At 52.3% G+C, this 22,845-nt stretch carries 18 protein-coding genes and 1 tRNA gene; 12 read left to right on the forward strand and 7 right to left on the reverse strand.

Translation table 11 applies throughout. From position 1 onward, the window contains the following. Positions 1–509: 509 nt before the first annotated feature. The 3 genes from GZZ87_RS11805 to GZZ87_RS11815 form a co-directional block, all read right to left on the reverse strand. Positions 510–698, reverse strand: coding sequence for a hypothetical protein (locus tag GZZ87_RS11805; RefSeq protein WP_162025147.1), 189 nt, complete (start codon positions 696–698; stop codon positions 510–512). Between the two features lie 42 nt (positions 699–740). Next, positions 741–2,885, reverse strand: a complete 2,145-nt coding sequence (locus GZZ87_RS11810) for a HEAT repeat domain-containing protein (protein WP_162025146.1) — start codon at positions 2,883–2,885, stop codon at positions 741–743. 299 nt (positions 2,886–3,184) lie between these two features. Then, a tRNA-Leu gene (locus GZZ87_RS11815) sits at positions 3,185–3,266 on the reverse strand. A 140-nt stretch (positions 3,267–3,406) separates the two neighbouring features. Here GZZ87_RS11815 and GZZ87_RS11820 point away from each other — a divergent pair. Next, positions 3,407–3,907, forward strand: coding sequence for a response regulator (locus GZZ87_RS11820; protein ID WP_162025145.1), 501 nt, complete (start codon positions 3,407–3,409; stop codon positions 3,905–3,907). A 94-nt stretch (positions 3,908–4,001) separates the two neighbouring features. Then, positions 4,002–4,838, forward strand: coding sequence for an MBL fold metallo-hydrolase (locus GZZ87_RS11825; protein WP_162025144.1), 837 nt, complete (start codon positions 4,002–4,004; stop codon positions 4,836–4,838). 234 nt (positions 4,839–5,072) lie between these two features. On the opposite strand, the gene GZZ87_RS11830 is transcribed toward GZZ87_RS11825, so the two are convergent. Further along, a complete protein-coding gene (locus GZZ87_RS11830; protein WP_162025143.1) occupies positions 5,073–5,972 on the reverse strand; it encodes an IPT/TIG domain-containing protein in 900 nt (299 codons plus the stop codon). A 30-nt stretch (positions 5,973–6,002) separates the two neighbouring features. Here GZZ87_RS11830 and hemW point away from each other — a divergent pair, with 30 nt between their 5' ends. The 5 genes from hemW (at position 6,003) to GZZ87_RS11855 (ending at position 11,631) form a co-directional block, all read left to right on the forward strand. Further along, entirely contained in the window at positions 6,003–7,178 is a 1,176-nt protein-coding gene (gene hemW / locus GZZ87_RS11835; protein ID WP_162025142.1) for a radical SAM family heme chaperone HemW, read from the forward strand. A 204-nt stretch (positions 7,179–7,382) separates the two neighbouring features. Further along, positions 7,383–7,763 (forward strand): hypothetical protein, encoded by a 381-nt coding sequence (locus tag GZZ87_RS11840; protein ID WP_162025141.1) that lies wholly within the window; start codon positions 7,383–7,385, stop codon positions 7,761–7,763. A 419-nt stretch (positions 7,764–8,182) separates the two neighbouring features. Beyond that, a complete protein-coding gene (locus GZZ87_RS11845; RefSeq protein ID WP_162025140.1) occupies positions 8,183–9,274 on the forward strand; it encodes an AI-2E family transporter in 1,092 nt (363 codons plus the stop codon). A 27-nt stretch (positions 9,275–9,301) separates the two neighbouring features. Then, positions 9,302–10,003 (forward strand): oxidoreductase, encoded by a 702-nt coding sequence (locus tag GZZ87_RS11850; protein ID WP_162025139.1) that lies wholly within the window; start codon positions 9,302–9,304, stop codon positions 10,001–10,003. A gap of 188 nt (positions 10,004–10,191) precedes the next feature. Continuing rightward, positions 10,192–11,631: a nitronate monooxygenase gene (locus GZZ87_RS11855; protein ID WP_162025138.1), complete on the forward strand. Its 1,440-nt coding sequence runs from the start codon at positions 10,192–10,194 to the stop codon at positions 11,629–11,631. A gap of 321 nt (positions 11,632–11,952) precedes the next feature. Here GZZ87_RS11855 and deoC read toward each other — a convergent pair whose 3' ends face one another. After that, positions 11,953–12,651: a deoxyribose-phosphate aldolase gene (gene deoC, locus GZZ87_RS11860; protein WP_162025137.1), complete on the reverse strand. Its 699-nt coding sequence runs from the start codon at positions 12,649–12,651 to the stop codon at positions 11,953–11,955. Positions 12,652–12,746: 95 nt separating this feature from the next. Between deoC and GZZ87_RS11865 the strand changes: the two genes are divergently transcribed. Together GZZ87_RS11865 and GZZ87_RS11870 are read left to right on the forward strand one after the other, a co-directional pair. Further along, complete coding sequence (locus tag GZZ87_RS11865) at positions 12,747–14,084, forward strand: thymidine phosphorylase (protein ID WP_244652054.1); 1,338 nt, start codon at positions 12,747–12,749, stop codon at positions 14,082–14,084. A gap of 12 nt (positions 14,085–14,096) precedes the next feature. After that, a complete protein-coding gene (locus tag GZZ87_RS11870; protein WP_162025136.1) occupies positions 14,097–14,933 on the forward strand; it encodes a purine-nucleoside phosphorylase in 837 nt (278 codons plus the stop codon). A 13-nt stretch (positions 14,934–14,946) separates the two neighbouring features. On the opposite strand, the gene GZZ87_RS11875 is transcribed toward GZZ87_RS11870, so the two are convergent. Together GZZ87_RS11875 and mutL are read right to left on the reverse strand one after the other, a co-directional pair. After that, positions 14,947–16,245: an amidase gene (locus tag GZZ87_RS11875; protein WP_162025135.1), complete on the reverse strand. Its 1,299-nt coding sequence runs from the start codon at positions 16,243–16,245 to the stop codon at positions 14,947–14,949. 8 nt (positions 16,246–16,253) lie between these two features. Further along, positions 16,254–18,113, reverse strand: coding sequence for a DNA mismatch repair endonuclease MutL (mutL, locus tag GZZ87_RS11880; protein ID WP_162025134.1), 1,860 nt, complete (start codon positions 18,111–18,113; stop codon positions 16,254–16,256). Positions 18,114–18,290: 177 nt separating this feature from the next. On the opposite strand from mutL, the gene GZZ87_RS11885 reads away from it, so the two are divergent. The 3 genes from GZZ87_RS11885 (at position 18,291) to argH (ending at position 22,845) form a co-directional block, all read left to right on the forward strand. Further along, on the forward strand, positions 18,291–20,321 hold the full coding sequence (locus GZZ87_RS11885) for a thioredoxin domain-containing protein (RefSeq protein ID WP_162025133.1): 2,031 nt from the start codon (positions 18,291–18,293) through the stop codon (positions 20,319–20,321). 112 nt (positions 20,322–20,433) lie between these two features. Next, entirely contained in the window at positions 20,434–21,378 is a 945-nt protein-coding gene (locus tag GZZ87_RS11890) for a PEP-CTERM sorting domain-containing protein (protein WP_162025132.1), read from the forward strand. Between the two features lie 72 nt (positions 21,379–21,450). After that, positions 21,451–22,845, forward strand: a complete 1,395-nt coding sequence (gene argH / locus GZZ87_RS11895) for an argininosuccinate lyase (protein ID WP_162025131.1) — start codon at positions 21,451–21,453, stop codon at positions 22,843–22,845.

Raw genomic sequence — 22,845 nt, forward strand, 5'->3', positions numbered from 1 at the left:
CGGTCTTCGCGAGCAAAGCCCCTACGTGGTGTAGCTGTTGCACTGCAGTGTCCATCGCTTCTTATCTTGTAGGGGGCGTGCTTGCGCGAACCGCGAAGGCGGGAGACGTTGCAGAGCTTTTGTGAGTTGTGGTGTTGTCGCGGTCTTCGCGAGCAAAGCCCCTACGTGGTGTAGCTGTGATGTGCCTTGATTGCGCGACTGTTTGATCGCCAATTCTAACCTTGTAGGGGCGTGCTTGCGCGAACCGCGAAGGCGGGAGACGTTGCGGAGCTTTTGTGAGTTGTGGTGTTGTCGCGGTCTTCGCGAGCAAAGCCCCTACGTGGTGTAGCTGTTGCACGGTAGTGTCCATCGCTTCTTATCTTGTAGGGGGCGTGCTTGCGCGAACCGCGAAGGCGGGAGACGTTGCAGAGCTTTTGTGAGTTGTGGTGTTGTCGCGGTCTTCGCGAGCAAAGCCCCTACGTGGTGTAGCTGTGATGTGCCTTGATTGCGCGACTGTTTGATCGCCAATTCTAACCTTCTTCGACCAGAGTGGCGCCTTTAATCAGGCGACAGAATTCCTTTTTTGTCAGCTGCTTGTGCGTGCCGTCTTTGGTGAAGGCATCTTCCATTACCTTAAAGTCTACGGAGAGGCGTTCTAGTTCGACAATGCGAAGGTAGGCGGTTTCGTTTTTCCAGATTTGTCCCTGTTTTAGTTTCATTGCGATAGTGGGTCGTTGTATTTATTGGTAGCCGAGGCGTTGTTATTGCCCGGCTTGGGCGCGTTTCATTGCGCGGGCAGCGTCTTCGGGACGGTTGAGTTTTCCGTAAGCGAGGGAGAGGTTATACCATGCGCGACTGTAGCGTGGCTCGATGGCGACGGTTTCTTCGAGGAAGCCGACGGCACTTTCGAGATCCTGTTGTTCAGCGGCTAGTAAGCCGAGTGAGTAGGGGAAGCTTGGATTCTTTGGAGCTAATTCCCAGCCTTTGTAAAGTGAGCTCTTAGCCTCGTCATTCAGTCCAGCGCTGCTTAGGAGGATCGCTGACTGATGATACATCTCTGGGTTGAGTTGATCCAGTTTGATGGCGCGCTCGATGTATTGCGAAGTATCGGCTGGGCGTCCTTCCTTGCTGGCTTTGTTGGCTAGCATGAGGAGGCTCTGTGGACGGTCCATGTTGAACTCGATGTATTCATCCCACTCCTCGCTAGCGTTGGAGTCAGGGATCGGCAGATTGGCGGCGGCGAGACTACGGGCGGCGGCGATACGCACGCCGGCTATACTGTCGCTGAGTTTTTCGATGGTTTTGTTCTTCGGGTCGGTAGGATCCAGTGAGCCGAGTGCGCCAACTGCGCGGGCACGAACCATCGGACTTTCGTCATCGAGTAGTGGACGTAGCGCGTTGACGGCTGCCTCGTTGGGTAAGTAGTTTGCGAGCAGTCCAGCGTAAGTTGCGCGCCAGCCTGGAAGATCCTCGTCCTTTAATAGTTTGAGAAGCTCGGTCAGGCCTGCTGGTTCGTAGTTGTGGGCTGCAGCAACGGCACGGGCGCGGATGCGTTGGCGGTGTGTGCTCATCTTTTCGCCATACCACTTTTCAGCGTGCTCAACTGCCCAGTCGACACTTTCATCGGTATGGCACTTGTTGCAGGCATTCGGGATGCCGAGTTCTTTAGTTAGCAATGGATCGGGCGATAGGAAGGCATGGTCGGCACGTGGGTCGACTTGCATGTAAACGGTCTTTGACATGTGGCAGTTGACGCATTGGTTGCCAGTGCTGCCTTCCTTGTGGAAGCTGTGTGCGAGTGGTTCGATGACGGGTGCGTTTTCATCGCCCCCAGCGTGGCAACGTATGCAGAGCAGGTTGTTTTCGATCGGTAGGATTGTTTTGAGTGTGTGCGGATTGTGACAATCTTTGCAGCTTACACCAGCGTGCGCCATGCGGCTCATTTGGAATGAGCCATAGACGAAGTCTTCGTCGAGGATTTGTCCATCGTGATGGTAGAGGTTCGGCTGATCTGGGAATGAGAGCGCGAAGTGATCGTGATAATTGTCTCCAGGCAAGAAGGCGTCGTTTGTTAGCTGATCGCGTCGAGAGTGGCAAGTCGCGCAGTTGTGCTCGGTTTGAATGGCGGTCAGCTGGGTTAGGCCTGTTGTGTTGTCGCCTTCTTTTGCCGCAGCGACGTGCTCCTCTAGCCCAGTGTGGCACTCTGCGCAGGCGAGTCCTTGTTGTGTCCAGCTGGAGTGGTAGGTGTCAGCCTCGAAATCAAAGTTCTTTTTATATTCGGTGGTGTGGCAGTAAGCGCAGTTGGCATTCCAGTTCATGCCTTGACCGATCCAGTGTCCCCATTCGCCTGGAAGGCGGTCTTGGCCTGCGTAAACATCAACCCAGCGATCTTCGAGCACGTCGTAAGTGGCGCTGATGGTTTGAAACTTGTTACCAGGAATCAGTGCGAGATATTGGCGCAGGGGCGTATAGCCAATCACGCCGACTAGGTCGTAGGTGTCGATCTTGCCATCGTCGTGCAGGACGCGTAGCTCAAAATTTCCATCGGTTTCGGCCATTTCGTAGGTGACGCCAGATTCCTGTATGCGGCGGGCAGGCGTGAATGCTGGTCGGTCGAGTTCGACCGATACCGGGCGATTTGCCTTTGCGTGGTGGCTGGTCTTCCAATCGGCTACGGCGTCCGCGTGGCATTCGACGCAGGCCTCGGGCCCTATTTTGGCTTGGCGCTCTGGATTGTGGGAAATTGCGAATGTGCCGGGGGCGTAGCTCGTCGTCTCTGCACTTGCTGCCTTCTCGGTCGCGGGGTAGCTGGCGGCTTCCTTTTTGTCGCAGGCGGTAAATGAAAAGAGGGAGAGGCCTAGTAGTAAGTGGATTGGCCGGACGGTCTTAATGGAAAGATAACACATTGGGTTGAATCGTCTCAAATGCCTGCGCGGGGTCAAGGCTGATAGCCTCCTCGGTATATTTAGAAGCAGATTGTGGAGGGGGTGTTAGATATTCAAATATCAGATCGAGCGAAACAGGCACAAAAAAGCCCCGTCCGAAAACGAGGCTTTAAAGAATACCCAGACCGGGGGTCGTTCCGAGCGAAGCGACATGACCGGGCGCGAAGCGAACCGGACCACCGCAGGTGAGTCCCCTGGAAACCGAGAATCCAGCAACAGAGGCACAAAAAAGCCCCGTCCGAAAACGAGGCTTTAAAGAATACCCAGACCGGGGGTCGAACCCGGACGCCCGAAGGCACAAGATTTTGAGTCTAGCGCGTCTGCCAATTCCGCCATCTGGGCTTATTGAAGAATGGGGCTTTTATGGCGGTGATTTTTTGGAATGCAAGCCCTTGATTAGGAAATTAATCAAAGAGTTGCCATTGTCGGTAAAACGCCTAATTATATGATGTAATTAATCTGATGATCTGTGGAGATAGGCTATGAATATTTTATTTATTGAAGATGAAAATGAGTTGCGTGAGATTGGAGTGGCTCAGTTGCAGCATCGATATACTGTTTATCCAGTGTCTAATTTGAAAGAGGCTCGCGAAATCATGAATAACCCAGCGATGCCGGTGCACATGGTATTGGCTGATCATCGCCTTCCTGACGGGCAGGGCGTGGAGTTCGTGATCGAAATGAAGGAGCAATTTCCCCACTGCGAATATGCAATTGTCTCTGGTTGTTTGACGGCGGAAAATATGGAGGCGTTAGAAGAGAGCGAGATTCCGTATTTTCATAAGCCCTTGTTGTATGCGAAGGTGGTCGAAGCGTTTCGCCGAAAGCATTTGTCAAAGGCATTGAATAAAGAGGAAGTTGCAGAGGAATTGAGTGTCGACTCCAATGATATGGATACTGCGACTGATGTTGCTACGGATTCGGTTGAAGCACCTAGCTCAGAGCTGAAGAAGCCTAAGAAGAAGTGGTTCGGACTTTTTTAAAAAAATGGCGTTCTTCAGTTCGTTTCGGGATTTGTTTCAGCCTGTATGGCTCCGTGCTTGTGCTTGCGAGTATTTTGCGTCTGCTTAGCGAGTCATGAACATACGCATTGAAGACGATTTCGAAGATGTGCTGATGAAGGCTTCCACTGGGCTCGGCCTAGGGAAGTTGGCGCTAGCGGAGAAGGCCGGTTTGCCAGCGGCGGCTGTTGCAGCATTATTGGAGGGGGAGGTGGATGAGACGAGCTTACGCGCCGTCGCTCCGGTTCTGAATCTGGATGCTGATGCGCTGGTTTCGATGGCAAATCGCGCGTGGCAACCAGAGCCGATTGAGCTCGATGGGCTGCGTTGCTACAATACACCATTTCCACTCGCGGGTTATGAGGCGATGACGGTCAATAGTTATCTAGTGTGGAGCCCGCAGACAAAGGTCGCGGTGGCCTTTGATACCGGAGCGAATGTCGATGCGATGCTAGCTGATGTGCAAATACTCGGTTTAGAGCTACATGGGCTAGTGATCACGCATGCACATCGTGATCATATTGCTGCGTATGATGAGTTGGTCGCAGCGATTGATGGAGGCATTGCCTTTGCGCCGAAACTTGAGCCTTATGGTGATGCTGATCTACTGGAGCATGGCGATTGGCTGGAATTTGAAGGTTTCGAAGTGCAGGCACGTCAAACAAATGGGCATTCCCCAGGTGGTATGACGTATGTGATCGAAGGTCTCGGCCAGCCGATTGCGATCGTTGGCGATTCGCTCTTTTGCCTCTCGCAGGGTGGTGCGCCCGAGCACTACGCACAGGCGTTGGAAAATAATCGTGAGAAAATCCTGTCGCTACCGGGAAATACCATTCTGTGTCCAGGACATGGGCCGATGACGACTGTCGCCAACGAGCAGGCGCACAACCCCTTCTTCCCCGAGTTTAAATAACTCCGCCGCCGCGCATCAAGAAGTGTGATTTATCTCTCAACACATGGGGAGGGGCGAGCTTCGCCTTGTTTTGCGCGGTGCTGCTTCTTTGGTTGAGTGTATTGGTTCTGCGCTAGGCGCTTAGGCCGTCCCTGCCTAAGCAAACAGCACATTTTGTAGAGCCGTATGAGCCGCGGCACTTTCACAAATTATGATGCGCATGAGTATCACTCCGCCACCAGCGGTGTTGGCTGATTATCGGATTGTGACAGGAATTGTGAGTTCTGGCAGTCCCTTTGCATTGATGTAAAGATGGCCGCTGCCAACATTGTCGCCTTCGATCGTTGCACTTACAGTGCGTGCGCCTTCAGGAATGAGCACTTCCGGCATGATGATGCTATTGGGAATGTCGGTCGTAATGTTGATGTAAAGCCCGCCGTAAGGAGCAGGGGTGTCGAGTGCAAAGGCGAGTGCTTGGCGTTGGCCGGGCTCTAGCGTGAGCTTGGTTGGCAAGACGCTCAGTGGGCTAGCAGGATCGATGCGAAGGTAGCCCGCGGTTTGCGAACGTGTGGTGCTGCGCACCTCGACTTTGTAGCCGAATCCAGGTTTAAATTCTGGGACGACGAATTGAAGTTTACTAGATGATACAAAGATGGTCTCAGCCACTACGTTATCGATAAAGATCAGATCTGTGTTTGAAAAGTTTTGACCAGTGACTGTCACACGTGTGCCGACTGCCGCGCGTGTTTTATCAATTGAAAGGGTGATCGGGTTCGGCAGTTCAACATGATAAATGTCGGAGATGATTTGCATGGAGACGGGTGCTTCTTCTTTTTTCTGAGTGACGTAATGAAGCACGTAGTAGAAGCGGGTGAGGTCTTGCTCGCTCGGTGCTTGATAGTCGTATGTGAAGAAATTCGGCGTTCCTGTCAGATGCGTCATCGGGCGCTGCTCGCCATCGATGACGACGAACGCCTCCAAGCTATTTGGCAGGACGGTCTTTTTCTTAACCTCAGCTTGAGCACTCAATGTATAGGTGCCTGTCGGTGATGCTGGTGCGATGTCCGGTGTGGTGTTGACGATTTTGACACCACAACCAGTGAGGCAGAATGCGAGGACGAGGACGGAGGAGAGGAAAATGCGCTTGGCTTTCATATGAATGAAGTGAAGGTATGCCTCCTCACTATGGACCTGCAAGAAAAAGAGCTGAAAACTATACATCCTGCACAAACCGCATTGGGGCTTTATTGCCACGTTCCGTTTTGTGCTTCGACTTGCGATTTCTGTGCCTTTTATCAGGAGAAACCACGTCGAGGCGATTTAGATCGTTATTTGAACGCGATGGATGCCGAGTTTGCCTTGCTCCCGCAGGATCGGGTGGTGGATACAGTGTTCTGGGGTGGTGGCACGCCGGGTTTGCTGTCGGCCAAAGATTTGGAGCGTCTTGGCAGCTCGATGCTAGAACGTCTTGGCTCCGCGCCTGCGGAGTGGACGATTGAGATGGCACCTTCGACTGTGAAGGCCGATAAGCTCGCGGTGCTCCGTGATCTAGGGGTGACGCGTATCTCGATGGGCGTGCAGAGTTTTGATGCCGAACTCCTTGAATCGCTTGGGCGCTTGCATCGCCCCAACCAAATTTATACCGCGTGGGAACGTGTGCAGGCGGCAGGTTTTCCGCAGACGAATTTGGATCTGATGTTTGCGATCCCCAATCAATCCATTGAGCAATGGGAGGCTGCGATTCGTGAGGCGGCTCGACTCGGGCCGACGCATCTTTCGACTTATTGCCTGACGTTTGAAGAAGATACCGCGCTGTATGTGAAGCTGTCCGAAGGAAAAATTAAAATCGATGAGGAGCGTGAGCTGCGATTCTACGAGCGAGGCTGGGAGTTGCTCGCAGAGCTGGGCTATAATCAATATGAGATCTCAAATTTTTCGAAGGCGAATGCTGAGTGTATCCATAATGTAAATACTTGGCGTATGACGGAGTGGATCGGTTGTGGGCCTTCGGCTGCCAGCCAATATCAGGGCGAACGCTATCAACGCCCATCCAATCTTGATGAATGGGCGACTGCGATGGAGGACGGTGTGCCGCCGAAGACAGAAATAGTCACACTGGATGATGGTATACTCATGGCCGACGCCGTGATCTTTGGGCTGCGTATGAATGCAGGGATTGACTTGGCAGAGATCGCGCAGCGCTTTCCCGCGCCAGAGGTGATGACAGTGCTTGAGCCATTAATGGCACGCTTTGAGGGAGAGGGCTTGTTGCTCCGAGACGGTGCGCATGCGCGTCTGACGCATCAAGGACGCTTGGTGTGCGATGCAATTGGCAGTGCAGTGCTTGAAGCTCTGACGTGAGTTTTTTCTGAACTAGGGTGTCTCCTTTATTCGCTACTATGGGATAGAGTGTATGAGAAAAACCTTGTCTTGTTTTCTAGGTTTTATATCTAGTTAGTTTCTACTGATTAATCTTTGTTTGATTCGCACGTTATCCCCCCCGTTGTTGCTGAGCCAGTGTTCAGTGCACGTGTTTTTATTGAGCAAGGAGTCCCCTATTAATTAATGAGTTATAGTCTAGTTTTTGCCCGATTAGAAATACCAGCCGATGATGAATTAGCGCTTCGTTGGGTGAAAAATAAATTTCAAGCGCATTATGACGACGAGCGTCCGCCGCATTCGATCTTTCAGCGCTTACATGATGCGTTGGTCGATCGATTTCCGTGTTTATCGACTCTTCCTGAGCATGAGCGTGATGACGCTGTATGGGTCGATGGGCCTTTAATTAATAACTTCTCTCACGATCTAGCAATTGTCGCATTTCATTTTACCCGAGTGGAAGATGTGATGCCATTTGTGGTGGAAACCGCATTAAAGGTGGGTTGCACTGTGTTTGATCTGCAAGGCATGAATGTGTATCGCCCGAAGCATGATAGCCGTAATTGATCGGAGGGGAGAGCGAGAAACTTTAATTCCTCTTCGTCTCAGAGTTTTTACCACTTTGGGCTGTGTGCTTTGCGTTGCGATTGTCCAGTATTAGAGCCTTTTTCGGCTTCTTTTTGTTGGACATCCCTCTTGTCGCTCTTGTTGATTGGGCCTTTGATTTTGGCTGACTTGTCAGCCTCAGTGTCCTTTGGGGGCCGCGTCATCACCCGAGTGTTTTCTTTCTTCGGCTTTCCTACGTTCGTAGGCTTTGTGGTATTTAGGTTAAAGCTGAATATGATCAGACAGAGGGCGTTTGAGAGTCTGTATTTCAGGTCTCTCAGGTTATCTAGTTCCGGGAGAATGTTAAATCGAGCTTAAGAAGGCGTTTCGCCGTGCTCGGTGATGGACAATGAGGGAATGCGCCTTATACCTTGGTAGGTATGAAATTGCAGCGCGTAGCGATGACGATGTTGATCGTCTTTTTCACCTTTTATTTGCTCTACCTCGGGCAGACTTTGTTGTTGCCCCTCGTGATCGCTGGAGCGGTCGCTTATTTGATTAATATTTTGGCGCATACGATTTGTATGCTGCGTATTGGTGGTGTTTCCCTGCCGCGGCCTATTGCGATGGTTTTTGCGATCGCAGTGATTCTGGCGTCGTTGAGTTTGGTGGTTCAGTTGATTACGGTGAATATTACGAGTGTGATTAAAGTTGCGCCGCTGTATCAGCAGAATTTGGAGAGTCTAATTTATAAAGGTTATACATTATTTGGCGTCGAGGAGGCTCCGAATATAAAGGAGATTTTCGCTCAACTTGATTTTCGGAGTTATTTACAGAATTTGGGCGGCACGGTGCGGTCGTTGGTGAGTAGCACGGGTATTATCATTTTATATTTGATCTTCTTATTGCTGGAACAACGGACATTTGCGGCGAAGATACGCTGTTTGGTCACACATCCAGATCGCCTGAAAGATGTCACTGAGCTAATGGAAAAAATTCGTTCAGACATCCGCTCTTATATCGGGATTAAGGTGCTGACGAGTGCGGTGACAGGAATACTCAGCTATGTTGTTTTGTCGCTTGTCGGTGTGGACTTCGCGAGTTTTTGGGCAGTTCTCATTTTCTTTCTGAACTTCATTCCGACGATCGGGTCGATTATCGCGACTGCATTTCCGTCGGTATTGGCTTTGGTGCAATTTGATACGCTCGGCCCGTTTGTGGTGACTGCGTCGGTGCTGACGGGGCTACAATTTTGTATCGGTAGTTTGCTCGAACCGAAATTGATGGGCAACCGGTTGAATTTGAGCCCGATCGTGATTCTGCTGTCTTTGGGGCTTTGGGGCTCGATATGGGGAATCCCTGGAATGTTCCTGTGTGTGCCGATCACTGTGATTATGGTAATTATCTTTTCCTATTTCCCAGAGACAAGGCCAGCGGCTGTGTTACTCTCGGGCACCGGTGAGTTGAGTGTCGGTCCACGTCGTAGCGCGGTTGCCTCGAAGAAGAAGAAGAAGGACACCTCGGTCTCGTGATCTCGATTCGAAAGGGCGCTCGATCACATGGACTCAAACTTAGTTAGCGGTCGGTTGCGCACGGCGCTGCTAGTCGGAGGATCGGGTGCGATTGGTTCGGCACTGATACAGGCGCTGTCGGTTTCTGGTCGCTATGGTCGAATTCACTGTGTGGGGCGCCGGTTGCTGGAGCTGGATCATGAGCAAATCGTGGAGCACGTTGTCGATTTTGAATGTTTGGCAGACTGGTCACTGGAGGCGCCAGTGGATGATGTGTTTTGCGCCATCGGGACGACTCTTCAGGTGGCGGGGTCGGCTGAGGCATTTAGGCGAGTTGACTATGATCTGGTGTTGGCAGTCGGGACGCTGGCGAAGCGATTAAATGCGCAGACGCTATCGGTGGTTAGTTCGCTTGGTGCGGATGCGTCGGCGAAGTCGTTGTATTTACGAACGAAAGGGGAGATGGAAATGGCATTGATCGCGCTGGAACTGCCTGTGTTGCATATTTTTCGGCCTTCGTTGCTGGCAGGGAGCGTGCAACGTTCAGATTTTAGGCTGAAAGAAGTGTTGGCCAATGGATTGCTTGCCGTGCTCGGGCCACTGTTTTTACACGGTCGATTGAGGAAATATCGTCGTGTGGCGCCTACTGCGGTGGCTCATTCTATGGTCTGTGCGGGCCTAGAGAGTAAAAGAGGGCTAAGTCTTTATGAGAATGACGCGATTTTTGACCTGTGTGCTTCAGGGCTCTAAGCCGCGTGCTTAAGCGGATCGCTCGAGCTTAAGCCTTTGATTCCCGAGGTCCTCTAGCAGCAAACAGGGCTTTATTGGTTTTTTGCGTAATAATGTTCGCACGACGGGGTATGAACTGTCAGCTTGCCTGACTAGTTTTGATGTCTACGGTGATGTGGACTGATTAAAGATCTAAAAATTTAGTATATATGTTTCTTCCAAAAATCATTCAAGGTGGTATGGGCGCTGGCGTTTCCGACTGGAGACTCGCGAATTCAGTTTCCTCAGTCGGACAGCTCGGAGTGATCTCCGGCACGGCGTTGGATTCTGTGCTTATTCGACGTTTACAACATGGAGACATTGGTGGTCATATGCGCCGTGGTTTGGCCGCGTTTCCAGTGCCAGCAGTGGCAGAGCGTATTATTGCACGTTATTTCAAGTCCGAAGAGGAGCAAAATGATAAGCCCTCGAAACTGACTGCAGGCTTTCGTGTTGATCCGAGTGCAAACGTCGTTGACCTCACGATTGCAGCTAATTTTGTCGAAGTCTATCTTGCGAAGGAAGGGCATCAAGGCCACGTCGGTGTGAACTTCCTCGAGAAGATTCAAATGCCGAATTTGACATCGATGTTCGGCGCTATGCTTGCTGGTGTGGACAACGTCCTGATGGGGGCTGGTATCCCACGCACGATTCCTGGCATTTTGGATGCCTTGGCAGAGTGGAAGCCAGTCGAGTATCGTATCAATGTTGAAGATGCAGATAAGGAAGATGCTTATTTTAGCCGTTTTGATCCGCTTGAGTGGATTCGTTCGCACTTGCCGGATGTCGAATTGCCGAAGTTAAAGCGCCCTGACTTTTTCCCGATCATTTCTTCAAATGTCTTGGCGCTTACGCTTGCGAAGAAATCGACTGGTAAGGTCAATGGATTCATCGTCGAGCGTCACGTCGCTGGTGGTCACAATGCCCCACCACGTGGAGGGATGAAGTTAGATGAAAATGACGAACCTATTTACGGCGTCAAAGACGAAGCGAATTTGGCTCAGCTCGCCAAGCTGGGTATTCCTTTCTGGCTCGCTGGTGGCGGCTCCTCGGAGACCGGCCTCAAAGATGCGTTGGCTGCTGGTGCAGCTGGTGTTCAAGTCGGAACTGCATTTGCCTACAGTGATGAGTCAGGCTTCGCTCCATCCATTAAGAAGCGCGTCCTCGAGAAAGTGCAAACTGGCGACGCCAAGATCTTTACCGATTCCCGTGGCTCGCCGACTGGCTTCCCTTTCAAGGTCGTAAACCTCGAAGGCACGATCTATGAGGAGGCAGTGTATGAATCCCGCAAACGTATTTGCGACCTTTGTTACTTGCGTCACCCTTACAAGAAGGCGGACGCTACCATTGGCTATCGTTGCCCATCTGAGCCTGTTAAAGATTACCTGAAGAAGGGTGGCAAAGAAGAAGATACTGTTGGCCGTAAGTGTCTCTGCAATGGTTTGATGGCTGCGATTGGGATGCCACAGAAATTCAAAGATGGTGGTGTTGAGCCAGCGATCGTAACGAGCGGTGACGATGTCACTAAGCTGGGACGTTTCGTGAATTGGGACACCATGAGCTATTCATCACACGATGTGATCAACGATTTGCTCAGTCAGATTGACTGACGGATCAGTAAATTGTAGCACATCAACAATATTTTAAAGAGGGGGCAGTGATGCCTCCTCTTTTTTTTGTAGAGAGTCGTCAGTTCGCTGTAATCGTTATGTCTGCAGGGATGTGTCTGATTTCAAGTGTGGTGCGCGCGTCACCTGCTTGCAGGAGAGCATGCCCTGAATGACTCTCCTTTCTGCTGCGCCGAGACTCCCCGTGTTGCAGGGCACAGACGGCGAGCCTGTCGAGCACTCCGTAAACGACGAAATCAGGTTTCGTTACATCTCCCCGTAAATAACGACGCAGAGGTTGTCGCTCTCATCGTCCCAATAAAATTAGTAGCTGTCTTTCGACTGAGCCTCGAAGTTCTCACCTTTTAGCTCTGCGAGCAGTGCGCTTGCGGCGGAGACTCCGAGGCGTTCGGCTCCCGCTTCGATGAGTGCTAGCGCATCGTTGAGTGTGCGGATGCCACCACTGGCCTTGATCTTGATCGGGCCTTTGCGGTTCTGCGCGAAGAGCTCAATGTCAGCCACTGTGGCGCCTCCGGACCCGAAGCCAGTCGAGGTTTTGATGAAGTCGGCACCTGCCTTTTCGCAGATTGCCAGTGCGATCAATTTTTGAGCTTCGTTGAGATAGCAGGTCTCGACGATGATTTTGGTCAGAAGCTCGTTTTCACGTGCGACTTCGCAGAGGCGGACGATCTCTTCGGTGACGATGGTTTTTTCACCAGAGCGTAGTTCGGCGTAGTTCATCACGATATCCACTTCGTTGGCTCCATTCGCTTTGGCACGTAGGATCTCTTCGCGCTTGGACTCTAAGCTGGATCGTCCGTGGGGGAAGCCGATCACTGTGCAGACACCCGCCCTTGAGTTATATAAAATGTCTGAGCAAATCGAGACGCTGGTGGGATATATGCAGACCGATGCATAGCCAGCGTGTGCGGCTTCGTCGCAAAGCGCGCAGATTTCGCCATCGCTCGCATCGAGTTTTAAATTGGTAGCATCAAGTGTGGCGGCAAAATCTGAAGCATTCATAAGTCGTATGGTATCTCTGGAGGTTTTCTGTGAGCATTTGGATACATTGGTAAATTCCAAGTTATATCTGCGTTGAACTTGAGTCATTAGGATGTATGATCACTTCAGTTAGTATGGATATCCCACAAGAAATAATAGCAATTAAACGAGACGGCGGCTGTTTGAGCCGTTCGCAGATTGAGCAGTTTGTTGCGGGTGTGGTGTCTGGCGACTTTAAGGATTATCAGGCTAGCGCGCTATTGATGGCGATTGTGCTGAAGGGGATGACGCCTGAGGAGACTGCTTGGATGACGGAAGCGATGATGCGTTCGGGGCGTATCGTTGAACTTCCTGAGATCACACGGCCTAAAGTCGATAAGCATTCCACTGGTGGTGTCGGTGACAAGGTATCGTTAATTCTCGCGCCACTAGCTGCGTCGGTCGGTCTCTGTGTGCCAATGATGAGTGGGCGTGGGCTCGGTCATACCGGCGGCACGTTGGATAAGTTGGAGGCGATTCCAGGATTTACAGTTGATTTGAGCGATGCGGCATATCGTGCGCAGCTCGCTTCGATCCATCAGGCGATGATTGGCCAGTCCGCCGACATGGTGCCAGCGGATCGCAAATTATATGCCTTGCGTGATGTGACCGCGACGGTTGAAAGCATCCCTTTAATTTGTGCGAGTATTTTGAGTAAGAAACTGGCTGAGGGTATTGATGCGCTGGTCTTAGATGTGAAGTGCGGGCGCGGTGCCTTTATGAAAACCGAATCCGAGGCGCGCGAATTGGCCGAGTCGCTGGTTCGGATCAGTGCGGGTGTTGGTAAGCCGACGACTGCGGTGCTGACACGTATGGATCAACCGTTGGGTTGTGCTGTGGGTAATGCATTGGAGGTGATCGAATCGATTGACTGCTTAAAGGGGCAAGGGCCGGAGGATTTGATGGCGGTCACCTTTGAACTAGTGGCAGAAATGCTGCGGCTCGGTGGGTTATGTCACGATCGTGCAGAGGCGCAGCAACGTATGGATACTGCGATTGAGAGTGGTGCCGCTTTGGCTGCGTTCCGCGGGTTAGTGGCGGCTCAAGGTGGCGACGCACGAGTCGTAGATGATTTAAGTCTGTTTGCTGCTGCTGGCTGGGTGTTTGATCTCTGCTACACAGGTGACACTACTAGCTATATTGCTGCGATCGATGCGTTACTGGTTGGAGAAGCCGCTCGTTTATTGGGAGCGGGGCGCGCACATGCGGATGCGGTGATTGATTTAGCGGTAGGCATCGTCTTTCAGAAAAAGACGGGGGATCGTGTCGAGCCAGGCGATGTGCTTTGCCAGGTGCACTATAATACTGATGCATCGTTGAACGCCTCTCTCGAGCGTCTGCGTCAGGCGATGACTTATTCCTTCGAACCTGTAGAAACTTCCGATATTATTATCGATCATATTTCCGAATCCTAAATATCTATTGTTATGAAACACCCTGAACTACCTACTGAACTCGCAAATTTTAAGCCAGAGGTCGGATTGATCTTGGGCTCGGGGCTCGGCTTCTTTGCTGATGACCGTATCGAAGTGGTGGGGCGTCTCCCGTATGGTGAGATCGAGGGATTTCCGGTATCAACCGTGCCCGGGCATGCGGGCCAATTCGTTTTTGGAAATCTAGATGGCCGTCGTGTGATCTGTATGCAGGGACGCTTCCATTTCTATGAGGGTTACTCGATGGAGCAGTTGACGCTACCGATCCGTATGATGCACCAACTCGGTGTTAAGGACTTGTATCTGACGAATGCGGCAGGCGGCATTAACCCCTGTTACGTGCCGGGTGATTTCATGTTGATTCATGATCATATTAATTTTCTCGGCACGAACCCATTGATTGGTGCGGTCGTTGACGAGGGGATTCGTTTCCCTGATATGTCTGAGGTGTATAATAAAGCCTTGCGCCAACAAATTCGGGAATGGGCGCGCGACCAAGGCATCCCTTTGCAGGAAGGAGTCTATCTTGCTACGACGGGTCCGAGCTTTGAGACGCCAGCTGAGATTCGTGCGTTTGCGAATTTGGGCGCTGACGCGGTGGGTATGTCCACCGTTCCAGAAGCGATCGTTGCTCGTCAACTAGGGATGCGTGTGATCGGTATTTCTTGTATTACGAACGCAGCAGCTGGGATCTCTTGCGGTCCGCTCACGCATGAGGAGGTTGCTGAGACGGCGGATCGTGTGCGACTTGAATTCGCAGATTTGCTCGCTGGCGTGATCGCACTGACTAATGCTTTTGGGGCACATGTAACCGATGGCGATTGTCTCTAATCGCCATCGACTCCTAGTCTTCGTAATACCTTGTCAATTTTGCGAGTAGTTCTGGCACGATGTTTAGCTTGCGCGGATTAATTATTATTTGAGCCGCGCTATGGCGGCCACTCACGCAGTTGAACGGCAGGATGATCGCTGGCAAAAAAGCTAGGCTGGCAGGTGCGATGAGTTGCTGGATGTCGTGCTCAAGTTGGCTACTCCAAGCAGATTTTTCAGGTGTTGCGACGGGGCTGATTGGTAGCACCAGATAATCATATTCTTCAAAGAATTGGGTGAGCGAGAACCGTATAGCTTCTTGGATCTGAGTGCATTCGTCCACTTTGGCAGGTGGGCAAATAATGCCTTCTTTGATGTATTGCATCAGGGTGTCATCGTATTGGTCACTATATTCTTCGATCCAGTATTGGTGGATTGAATACAGCTCTCGTGCCACCAAAGTGTGATGCGCAGTGCCGCCTTGTGAGAGCAATTTTCGTAGGCGTGTGCCCGTTGCTGGGTCGTCGTCGATGTCTAACTCGCGGGTGAGGCCTAGGAGTCCTGACTTAATCTCAGTCGAAATGTAGTTCGTCAGGTCTGTAATCACGTAGCCACGTGGCGCTTCGGTCGAGTGGGATTTTGAGACGTGGTGGAAGACTTTGAAAGTCGTGTCTAAGTCTGCGATGCAGTTGTTTATCCAGCCGACCGACTCCAGGGATGGAGCGATCGGGAAGACACCTTCGCGTGCGTATGCATTGTTGCCCATGCGGAATCCGAACAAACCGTGGAAGGCTGCCGGGATGCGAATGCCACCTGCGGTGTCCAGTCCGAAGCCGAGAGGCACTAGACCTGAACTGATTGATCGAGCGACAGAGCCAGCGCCGCCACCACAGGCATATTGCTCGCCATCTTGGTGCTTGCAGTCGCCGTAGGTTGGGTTGCGTCCTTGTGAATCGACACCAAATTCGGCAGGTTGAGTTTTGCTGAAAAAACAGGCGCCTAATGAATTCAGTTTTTGATATAGTAGACTGGAGTCTTCAAGGAGGGTTTCAAAGGGGGCCGAGAATGGGGCGCCGCATCGAGTCGGCATGCCTTCGATATCGAACATGTCTTGCAACACATAAGGCACGCAGGCGAGTGGACTTGTTTCGCCAGAGGCGACCACTTGGAGCGATGTCAGTAGTTGTTGCTTTGTTGCAGTGGCGGTGAGCCATGTTCGCAGCTCATTTTTTGAGAGCATCTGCAGGCGCGATAGAAATTGATTCACTATGCGTTCTGGTGATTCTTCTGCGAGTGCGCGCCATTGTTCAAAATTGAGTCGTATCTCTGACATAAGTGGTATTAATCGCTGCCGAATCGGCGCTCCCATTCGCCCCAACTGACTTCGCTGAACGTGGGTTTACCAAAAGGTGAGGTGTGTGGGGTTTCGCAGGCGAGTAGGTCTTTGGCGAGTTGTTCGACGGCCTGTTCGGTTAATGAGTCACTGCGTCGGTAACTGCCTTCGACGGCGAGTCGAGCGACGGCTTCCCAGCCGAGCGCAGTTTGTTTGCGCATGCCACCGCGTTGACGGACTAGGTCCACGAGGTCGCGGATAAACGACTCCGCCTGTTCGGGCGAGAGCCACGTAGGCACTGCCTCGATACGGTAAAAATTACGACCGAATTCTTCGACTTGAAAGCCTTGTGCATTCAATTGCTTGAGTTGGGATTTCAGTGCTTCGGAGGCGAGTGGTTCGAATTCGAGCGGGTGCGGGATGAGTAGTCGCTGACTCGGGGGAGTTTCGTCTTTAAACTCTTTGCTGATACGCTCAAAGCGCACACGCTGATCCGCGTGTCGTAAGTGCAGCATAACGAGGCCACGTGTGGTGTCGAATAATGCATAGCGCTTCTTTAGCAAGGTGATCAAGCGCCAGCCAGAAGTTGTCTTTTTCGGGGCAGGTGTTGGTGCTGGTGTGACTACGGGTGCAGGAGTCGCGCTTGGCTCTGGTGTGCAGGCGACTGGCTGCGGTGCGGTGCGTAGTGCTACTTTGGGAGCCGCTGGTGTGGCTGCAGGGCGAATTGCTTGACTCGGAGTCGGGAGCACTGCGACTTTGACCGCAGGTGTTGTTTTGGGTAAACTAGGCTTTGCTTTCGGCTCTGGTTTTGATGTGGATTCTTCCGGAATCGTGGCAGGGCTCGGTGCTATGGTTTGAGCGATGTCGTCGGCACGGCTGGCGGCTAAGGTCTCTGTGACTGCATTCAACACGAAGCGACGGATTGCACCATCGTCGCGGAAGCGCACTTCGCGTTTCGCTGGGTGCACATTGACATCCACTTCTTGCGGCTTGATTTCGAGAAATAGAAATGCGGGCGGAAAACGGCCTTTTTGAATGCGGCCATGATAGGCGTCGAGCACGGCTAAGCTCAGCGTGCGGCTGTCGACGGGGCGGCGGTTCACCAATGTGACCAGCTCGCGGCGAGTCGAGCGTCCCACGCCCGGCTTTGCGGTCAGTCCAGTCAGGCGAAATCCGGTCTTCGGATCGCTCACATCGACGGGAATCAGATCATCAGCGAGGCTGCGTCCCCAGATCTCGGCGATGCGGTCTCGCAAGTTTTCACAGGCGGGCGATTGAAAGACGGTGCGGCCATTTTCCAGCACGCGGAATGCGACGTTTGGGTGTGCCACCGCGAATAGGCGGCAGTTGTAAGTAATGTGCGCCGTTTCGGTGGGGTCGGTTTTGAGGAACTTGCGGCGCGCTGGAACGGAGTTAAACAGGTGCGCGACTTCGATCACAGTGCCGACTGGCATGCCGCAGTCTTTTTTATCAATCATTTTGCCACCATTGATCAGGATCTCGGTGCCGTGGTCCCACTCTTTCGCACGGGTGCGCAGGGTGAATTTCGAGACCGATGCAATCGAAGGGAGGGCTTCGCCACGAAAGCCGAAGCTGCACACTTCGTTGAGGTCGGCAGCTTCACGGATTTTACTGGTCGCGTGGCGCTCTAGACAGAGTAGCGCCTCGTCCGGCGACATGCCTTTGCCGTTGTCCTCGATACGGATGTAGGACTTGCCGCCGTTGCGGAATTCGACCTCGATCCGTGTTGCGCCCGCATCAATGCAATTCTCGACAAGTTCTTTGACGACTGCGACAGGGCGTTCAATGACCTCGCCAGCGGCGATTTGGTTGGCGACTCGGTCGGATAGTATGCGGATTGAAGACATGTTGCGTGGAAAAGCCTGCATTGTGTGAAGCAGGATCGCACCGCTGCAAAACAATTTATGCAGAAAGACGTGCTGAAGGCTTAAAATTAAAACTTAGAACACGGCTTGCATTATTTTGGGGCGAATTCATGTGTAGGCAGTTCCGCTCTATGCCATCTCATCAACTCGACCAAGCCAGTGCACAATCGTCTCTCTAAAGAGAATAGTCTCTATCTAAAACAACACGCCGAAAATCCTGTGGATTGGTATCCTTGGGGCGACGAGGCGTTTGCCGCCGCCGAAGCCTCGGGCAAGCCGCTGCTGATTTCGATCGGCTACTCTGCGTGTCACTGGTGCCATGTGATGGCGCATGAAAGCTTCGAGAGCGACTACATCGCTAAGCTGATGAACCAGCACTTCATCTGTGTGAAGGTCGATCGCGAAGAGCGACCTGATGTCGATCAAATTTATATGGAAGCGGTGCAGATGATCCAGCAATCTGGAGGTTGGCCGTTGAATGTGTTCTGTTTGCCTGATGGTCGCCCGTTCTTTGGTGGCACGTATTTTCCGCCTGAAGATCGAGGGCAGGGCTTGATTCCTTGGCCGCAGGTCTTGATGCGCATCTCCGAACACTACCAGCGCTCGCGTGCGGAGTTGGAGGACAATGCCGATGCGATTCAGAAGAATATCATGGCTGCGACCATGGCGGCCAGCGCGGGGGGGGCGCAGAATACATGGGATGATTCGGTGCTAGTCGCTGCCGCGAATGGAATCTGCGGCACGCACGACGATCAATATGGAGGCTTCGGTGGAGCGCCGAAATTTCCACCTTCGATGACCTTGAATTTCCTTCGCGCACTCCGAGGTAGCGCGGTTGTCGATGCTGACGCCGAACTCGGTGAGCGCATTGATCACGTCTGCCACACCACGTTGCGCGCAATGGCGCACGGCGGGCTATTTGATCAGTTCGGTGGCGGATTTGCTCGTTACAGTGTCGATCCGCATTGGTTGATTCCGCATTTCGAGAAGATGCTCTATGATAATGCGCTGCTGATCGATGCCTACACACGCGGTTGGTTGGACAATCAAGATCCGCTCTACGCGGCAGTCGTTGAAGAAACGATTGGCTGGTTAGAGCGTGAAATGAGCGCTGAGGCGGGTGGATTCTATGCTGCATTGGATGCCGATAGTGAAGGCGAAGAGGGGCGCTACACTGTGTGGACACCTGAGGAGATTGATTCCGTGCTCGGGCCGACGGAAGATGCGCGCGCGATTCGTCTCGCTTATAATATTACCACCGAGGGCAACTTTGAGCATGGCAGTTCCAATCCCGCACTGGTGGATGCTGATTTTGCTGTGCGTGAGCAACTTACTGCGGCCCGTCAGAAATTGCTGACCTATCGCGAAACCAATCGAGTGCGTCCGGGGAAAGATACCAAGGTCAGCACCGCGTGGAATTGTATGTTGATCCGCTCGATGGCGGACGCTGGATTTTATTTCAACCGGCCCGAGTGGTTGCAGCGCGCACGCAAGGCCGCTGATTTTATCTGGGATGCATTGACCGAGGAGCAAGACGGTGCGCTGCGTTTGAAGGCTGTCTTCTATGAGGGTTCGGGTGCGCAGGTGGATGGCTTCTTGCACGACTATGCGCTGGCCGCTGAGGCATTCTTGGCGATTGCGTCCAAGATTGATGTGCTCGATCCTGGCGCATCTGCGATCTATCAGGCGCGTGCTCAAAGTTGTGTGGAGAGTGCGCTACGCTATTTCGAAGATCCGCATGCGGCAGGCTTTTTCTTTACTGCCGAAGATTCTGAGACACCCGTTGCGCGTCGTAAGGAATGGTTCGATAATGCCACGCCTTCGGGCAACGCCGCCTTGTTGCACGCACTGTCAGGACTCTACGCTTTAACAGGTGACGGGCGCTATGACGCTGCGTTGCGCTCCACGTTGCCGGCCTTTTCCGATTATGCGCAAAAGGTCGCTGCTGGCGTGGCACATGCACTCGAAGCTGCCACCACGCACGCCGCTGGTGTGGTGGTGATTAAGGTGCGTGCAGGCGTGTCGTTGGAGCCACTTCAAATCGCACTGGCGACCGCACCATGGCGTCGTGTGTTCATCCTGTTGGACGAAGGCGAGCGATCGGCCGACTATCAAATGTGCATTGGCACGCACTGTTTGCCGCCGATGCAATCGCTCTCAGCACTCATGGAAGCGTTGAAAAGAAGCTAATCTTACTCCTTTGTGGGGTGTATGTGCTATTTTCTGGGGTGTTCTGCTTATTTTGTGCCTGATTGGCCTTGCATTTGCTTGTATAACGTTTCTCCTGCGCTCTATTTTTATTATGAAACCAGTGTATCGAATCTTTTTATTGCTTTGCACGTTTTTCGGGGCGTCTGCTCCCGCGTATGCAATATTGACTGCATTGGAGTTGAATGACTCCACCGATAATTGGACGGCTTTGGATTTCGTAGGTCAGTCGGATTATTATAGTGACGAGAAGGCGAACAAGGCCGGTGGAGATTTCGTAGGCAATCCTGATAATACGCAGTCGGGCTTTTATAAGCGCTATGACTTTGGAGACATTGAGAATGATCCTGACGATATCGCATCGATAGCATTCCGTGTGCGTCTCGATACAGCACCGACTACTAAAATATATATCGGTTTTGATGTTGCAGGTGATAGTGGTGAGGTCGGACCAAATGGGCGAATCGATTTCTATATACAATTAGATTCAGGCAAAGGAACAGTGGAGGATATTAATTTCTTTACGGCTGGAACGGATGGCAATCTATCACCTTCGACTTCTAGTTTTGCATACCATTCAACATACATCAGTGACACGGATCCGAATGTGGATAACTATGCCAATATTTCGCCAGTTGTATTGGGAGGGAATGAAGGATACGATGGCCTAGACGCTTCTAATGATTTAGATGGTGTTAAAAATAACGTCGATTATTTCGTGAGCTTTCAGGTTGATATGGTTTCGCTGAATGCTGCTTATCAATCGATGTATGGCTATAACCAGACCTTAGACGAGGATTCTGCAATGATGTTGGTTTTGGGCTCTGCTACGAATGATAATTCGTTTAATGGCGATGTCGCTGGTATTAACGGAACTGCTGGAGCAGATCTTATTTGGACGGATCCAAATGGTGTCGGTGCGCCAATTGATACCGCGTCTGGCACTTTGCCCGCTAGCCCCGTTCCAGAGCCATCTAGCTATGCGTTGATCTTTGGCGTATTTGTTGGGAGCCTAGTATTTTTCCGCCGTCGCCGCTAAGGTGCCGTTATAAGATCGCGGGTGCTTTAGATTTGCCAAACACGGAGCAGGCGGGAAAAGTCTGCCCCCACTATGGCAAACGGACAAAAACAAGCGACTTGGGGTGGGCGGTTCTCTGAAGGACCTGCGGAATTGATGCTACGCATCGGCGAATCGGTTTCCTTCGATCAACGCCTCGCAGTCTTTGATGTGCAGGGCAGCAAAGCGCAGGCCGCGATGCTCGCACATGTTGGAATTATTACCGCCGAGGAGCGCGATGCGATCCACGGCGGGCTCGACGCCATTCTTGCTCAAGTTGAAGCCGGAGCATTTGAATGGGACATGGCGCTGGAAGATGTGCACATGAACATTGAGCAAGCGCTCACGCAAAACGTGCCTGCTGCTGCGAAGCTCCACACCGCGCGTAGTCGTAACGACCAAGTGGCAACCGATATGCGCCTCTGGTTTAAAGATGCCTGCGTCAAACTCGATGCATCACTGACTGCCGTGATCGCTTCGATCGTGGATCTTGCAGATCGCACACAGACTGTGATCATTCCTGGTTACACACACCTGCAGCGCGCACAGCCTGTCTCGATGGCGCACCATTTGCTCGCGTATGTGGAAATGTTTGGCCGCGACCGTAAGCGGATGACGGAAGTCTATGAAGAGGCGAATGTATGTCCGCTCGGTTCTGGCGCGATTGCTGGCACGACACTGCCGATTGACCGCGAATTTGTGGCAAAGGAGTTGGGCTTCGTCGATGCCGACGGTAACCCGAAGCTAACACAGAACAGCATGGATGCGGTGAGTGACCGTGATGCGTTTATTAGTTTCGCATCGGTCTGTGCGACCATTGGAGTGCACCTGTCTCGTCTGTCGGAAGACTTTATTTTATGGAGCAGCGCGGAGTTTGGCTTCGTGCGTTTGCCGGATGCCTTTACGACTGGTTCGAGCTTGATGCCGCAGAAGAAGAATCCAGATGCCTTTGAGCTCATTCGTGGCAAGTCTGCGCGTTTGACCGGTAACTTGCAGATGCTACTGACCATGGTCAAAGGCTTGCCGCTGACCTACAACCGTGACTTGCAGGAAGATAAGCCGCCGGTCTTTGATTCGTTTGATCAGACTCAATTGATCCTCGATTGTGTGGCCGCATGTATGGTCGGTGTCGAAGCTGATGTAGCTCGCTGTGCTGCTGCCGTGGCCGATCCAGCGCTACTAGCAACGGATGTGGTGGACTATTTGGTCGAACGCGAAGTGCCGTTTCGTGAAGCACACCACGTGGTCGGTGCTTTGGTGGGGCTTTCTGAAAAGCTCGATACGCCGCTCAACGAATTGCCTTACGATCAAGTCGCACCGATCCATCCGAAGTTGGGTGACGATTGGAATAGCGTTTTCGATTTGAAGCGCGCACTCGATGCGCGTGAAAAGCCCGGCATGCCTGGGCCGAAGCAAGTCGCTGCACGAATCGCGCATTGGCGCGCGTAG

Origin of the sequence: Lentimonas sp. CC4, assembly GCF_902728235.1 — a bacterium.
Taxonomy (GTDB): Bacteria; Verrucomicrobiota; Verrucomicrobiia; order Opitutales; family Coraliomargaritaceae; genus Lentimonas.

What these genes read in the sequence shown, in the direction of transcription:
- GZZ87_RS11805 (WP_162025147.1), bottom strand. Translation starts at nt 698, where the DNA reads ATGAAACTAAAACAGGGACAAATCTGGAAAAACGAAACCGCCTACCTT.
- GZZ87_RS11810 (WP_162025146.1), bottom strand. Translation starts at nt 2,885, where the DNA reads ATGTGTTATCTTTCCATTAAGACCGTCCGGCCAATCCACTTACTACTA.
- GZZ87_RS11820 (WP_162025145.1), top strand. Translation starts at nt 3,407, where the DNA reads ATGAATATTTTATTTATTGAAGATGAAAATGAGTTGCGTGAGATTGGA.
- GZZ87_RS11825 (WP_162025144.1), top strand. Translation starts at nt 4,002, where the DNA reads ATGAACATACGCATTGAAGACGATTTCGAAGATGTGCTGATGAAGGCT.
- GZZ87_RS11830 (WP_162025143.1), bottom strand. Translation starts at nt 5,972, where the DNA reads ATGAAAGCCAAGCGCATTTTCCTCTCCTCCGTCCTCGTCCTCGCATTC.
- hemW (WP_162025142.1), top strand. Translation starts at nt 6,003, where the DNA reads ATGGACCTGCAAGAAAAAGAGCTGAAAACTATACATCCTGCACAAACC.
- GZZ87_RS11840 (WP_162025141.1), top strand. Translation starts at nt 7,383, where the DNA reads ATGAGTTATAGTCTAGTTTTTGCCCGATTAGAAATACCAGCCGATGAT.
- GZZ87_RS11845 (WP_162025140.1), top strand. Translation starts at nt 8,183, where the DNA reads ATGAAATTGCAGCGCGTAGCGATGACGATGTTGATCGTCTTTTTCACC.
- GZZ87_RS11850 (WP_162025139.1), top strand. Translation starts at nt 9,302, where the DNA reads ATGGACTCAAACTTAGTTAGCGGTCGGTTGCGCACGGCGCTGCTAGTC.
- GZZ87_RS11855 (WP_162025138.1), top strand. Translation starts at nt 10,192, where the DNA reads ATGTTTCTTCCAAAAATCATTCAAGGTGGTATGGGCGCTGGCGTTTCC.
- deoC (WP_162025137.1), bottom strand. Translation starts at nt 12,651, where the DNA reads ATGAATGCTTCAGATTTTGCCGCCACACTTGATGCTACCAATTTAAAA.
- GZZ87_RS11865 (WP_244652054.1), top strand. Translation starts at nt 12,747, where the DNA reads ATGATCACTTCAGTTAGTATGGATATCCCACAAGAAATAATAGCAATT.
- GZZ87_RS11870 (WP_162025136.1), top strand. Translation starts at nt 14,097, where the DNA reads ATGAAACACCCTGAACTACCTACTGAACTCGCAAATTTTAAGCCAGAG.
- GZZ87_RS11875 (WP_162025135.1), bottom strand. Translation starts at nt 16,245, where the DNA reads ATGTCAGAGATACGACTCAATTTTGAACAATGGCGCGCACTCGCAGAA.
- mutL (WP_162025134.1), bottom strand. Translation starts at nt 18,113, where the DNA reads ATGTCTTCAATCCGCATACTATCCGACCGAGTCGCCAACCAAATCGCC.
- GZZ87_RS11890 (WP_162025132.1), top strand. Translation starts at nt 20,434, where the DNA reads ATGAAACCAGTGTATCGAATCTTTTTATTGCTTTGCACGTTTTTCGGG.
- argH (WP_162025131.1), top strand. Translation starts at nt 21,451, where the DNA reads ATGGCAAACGGACAAAAACAAGCGACTTGGGGTGGGCGGTTCTCTGAA.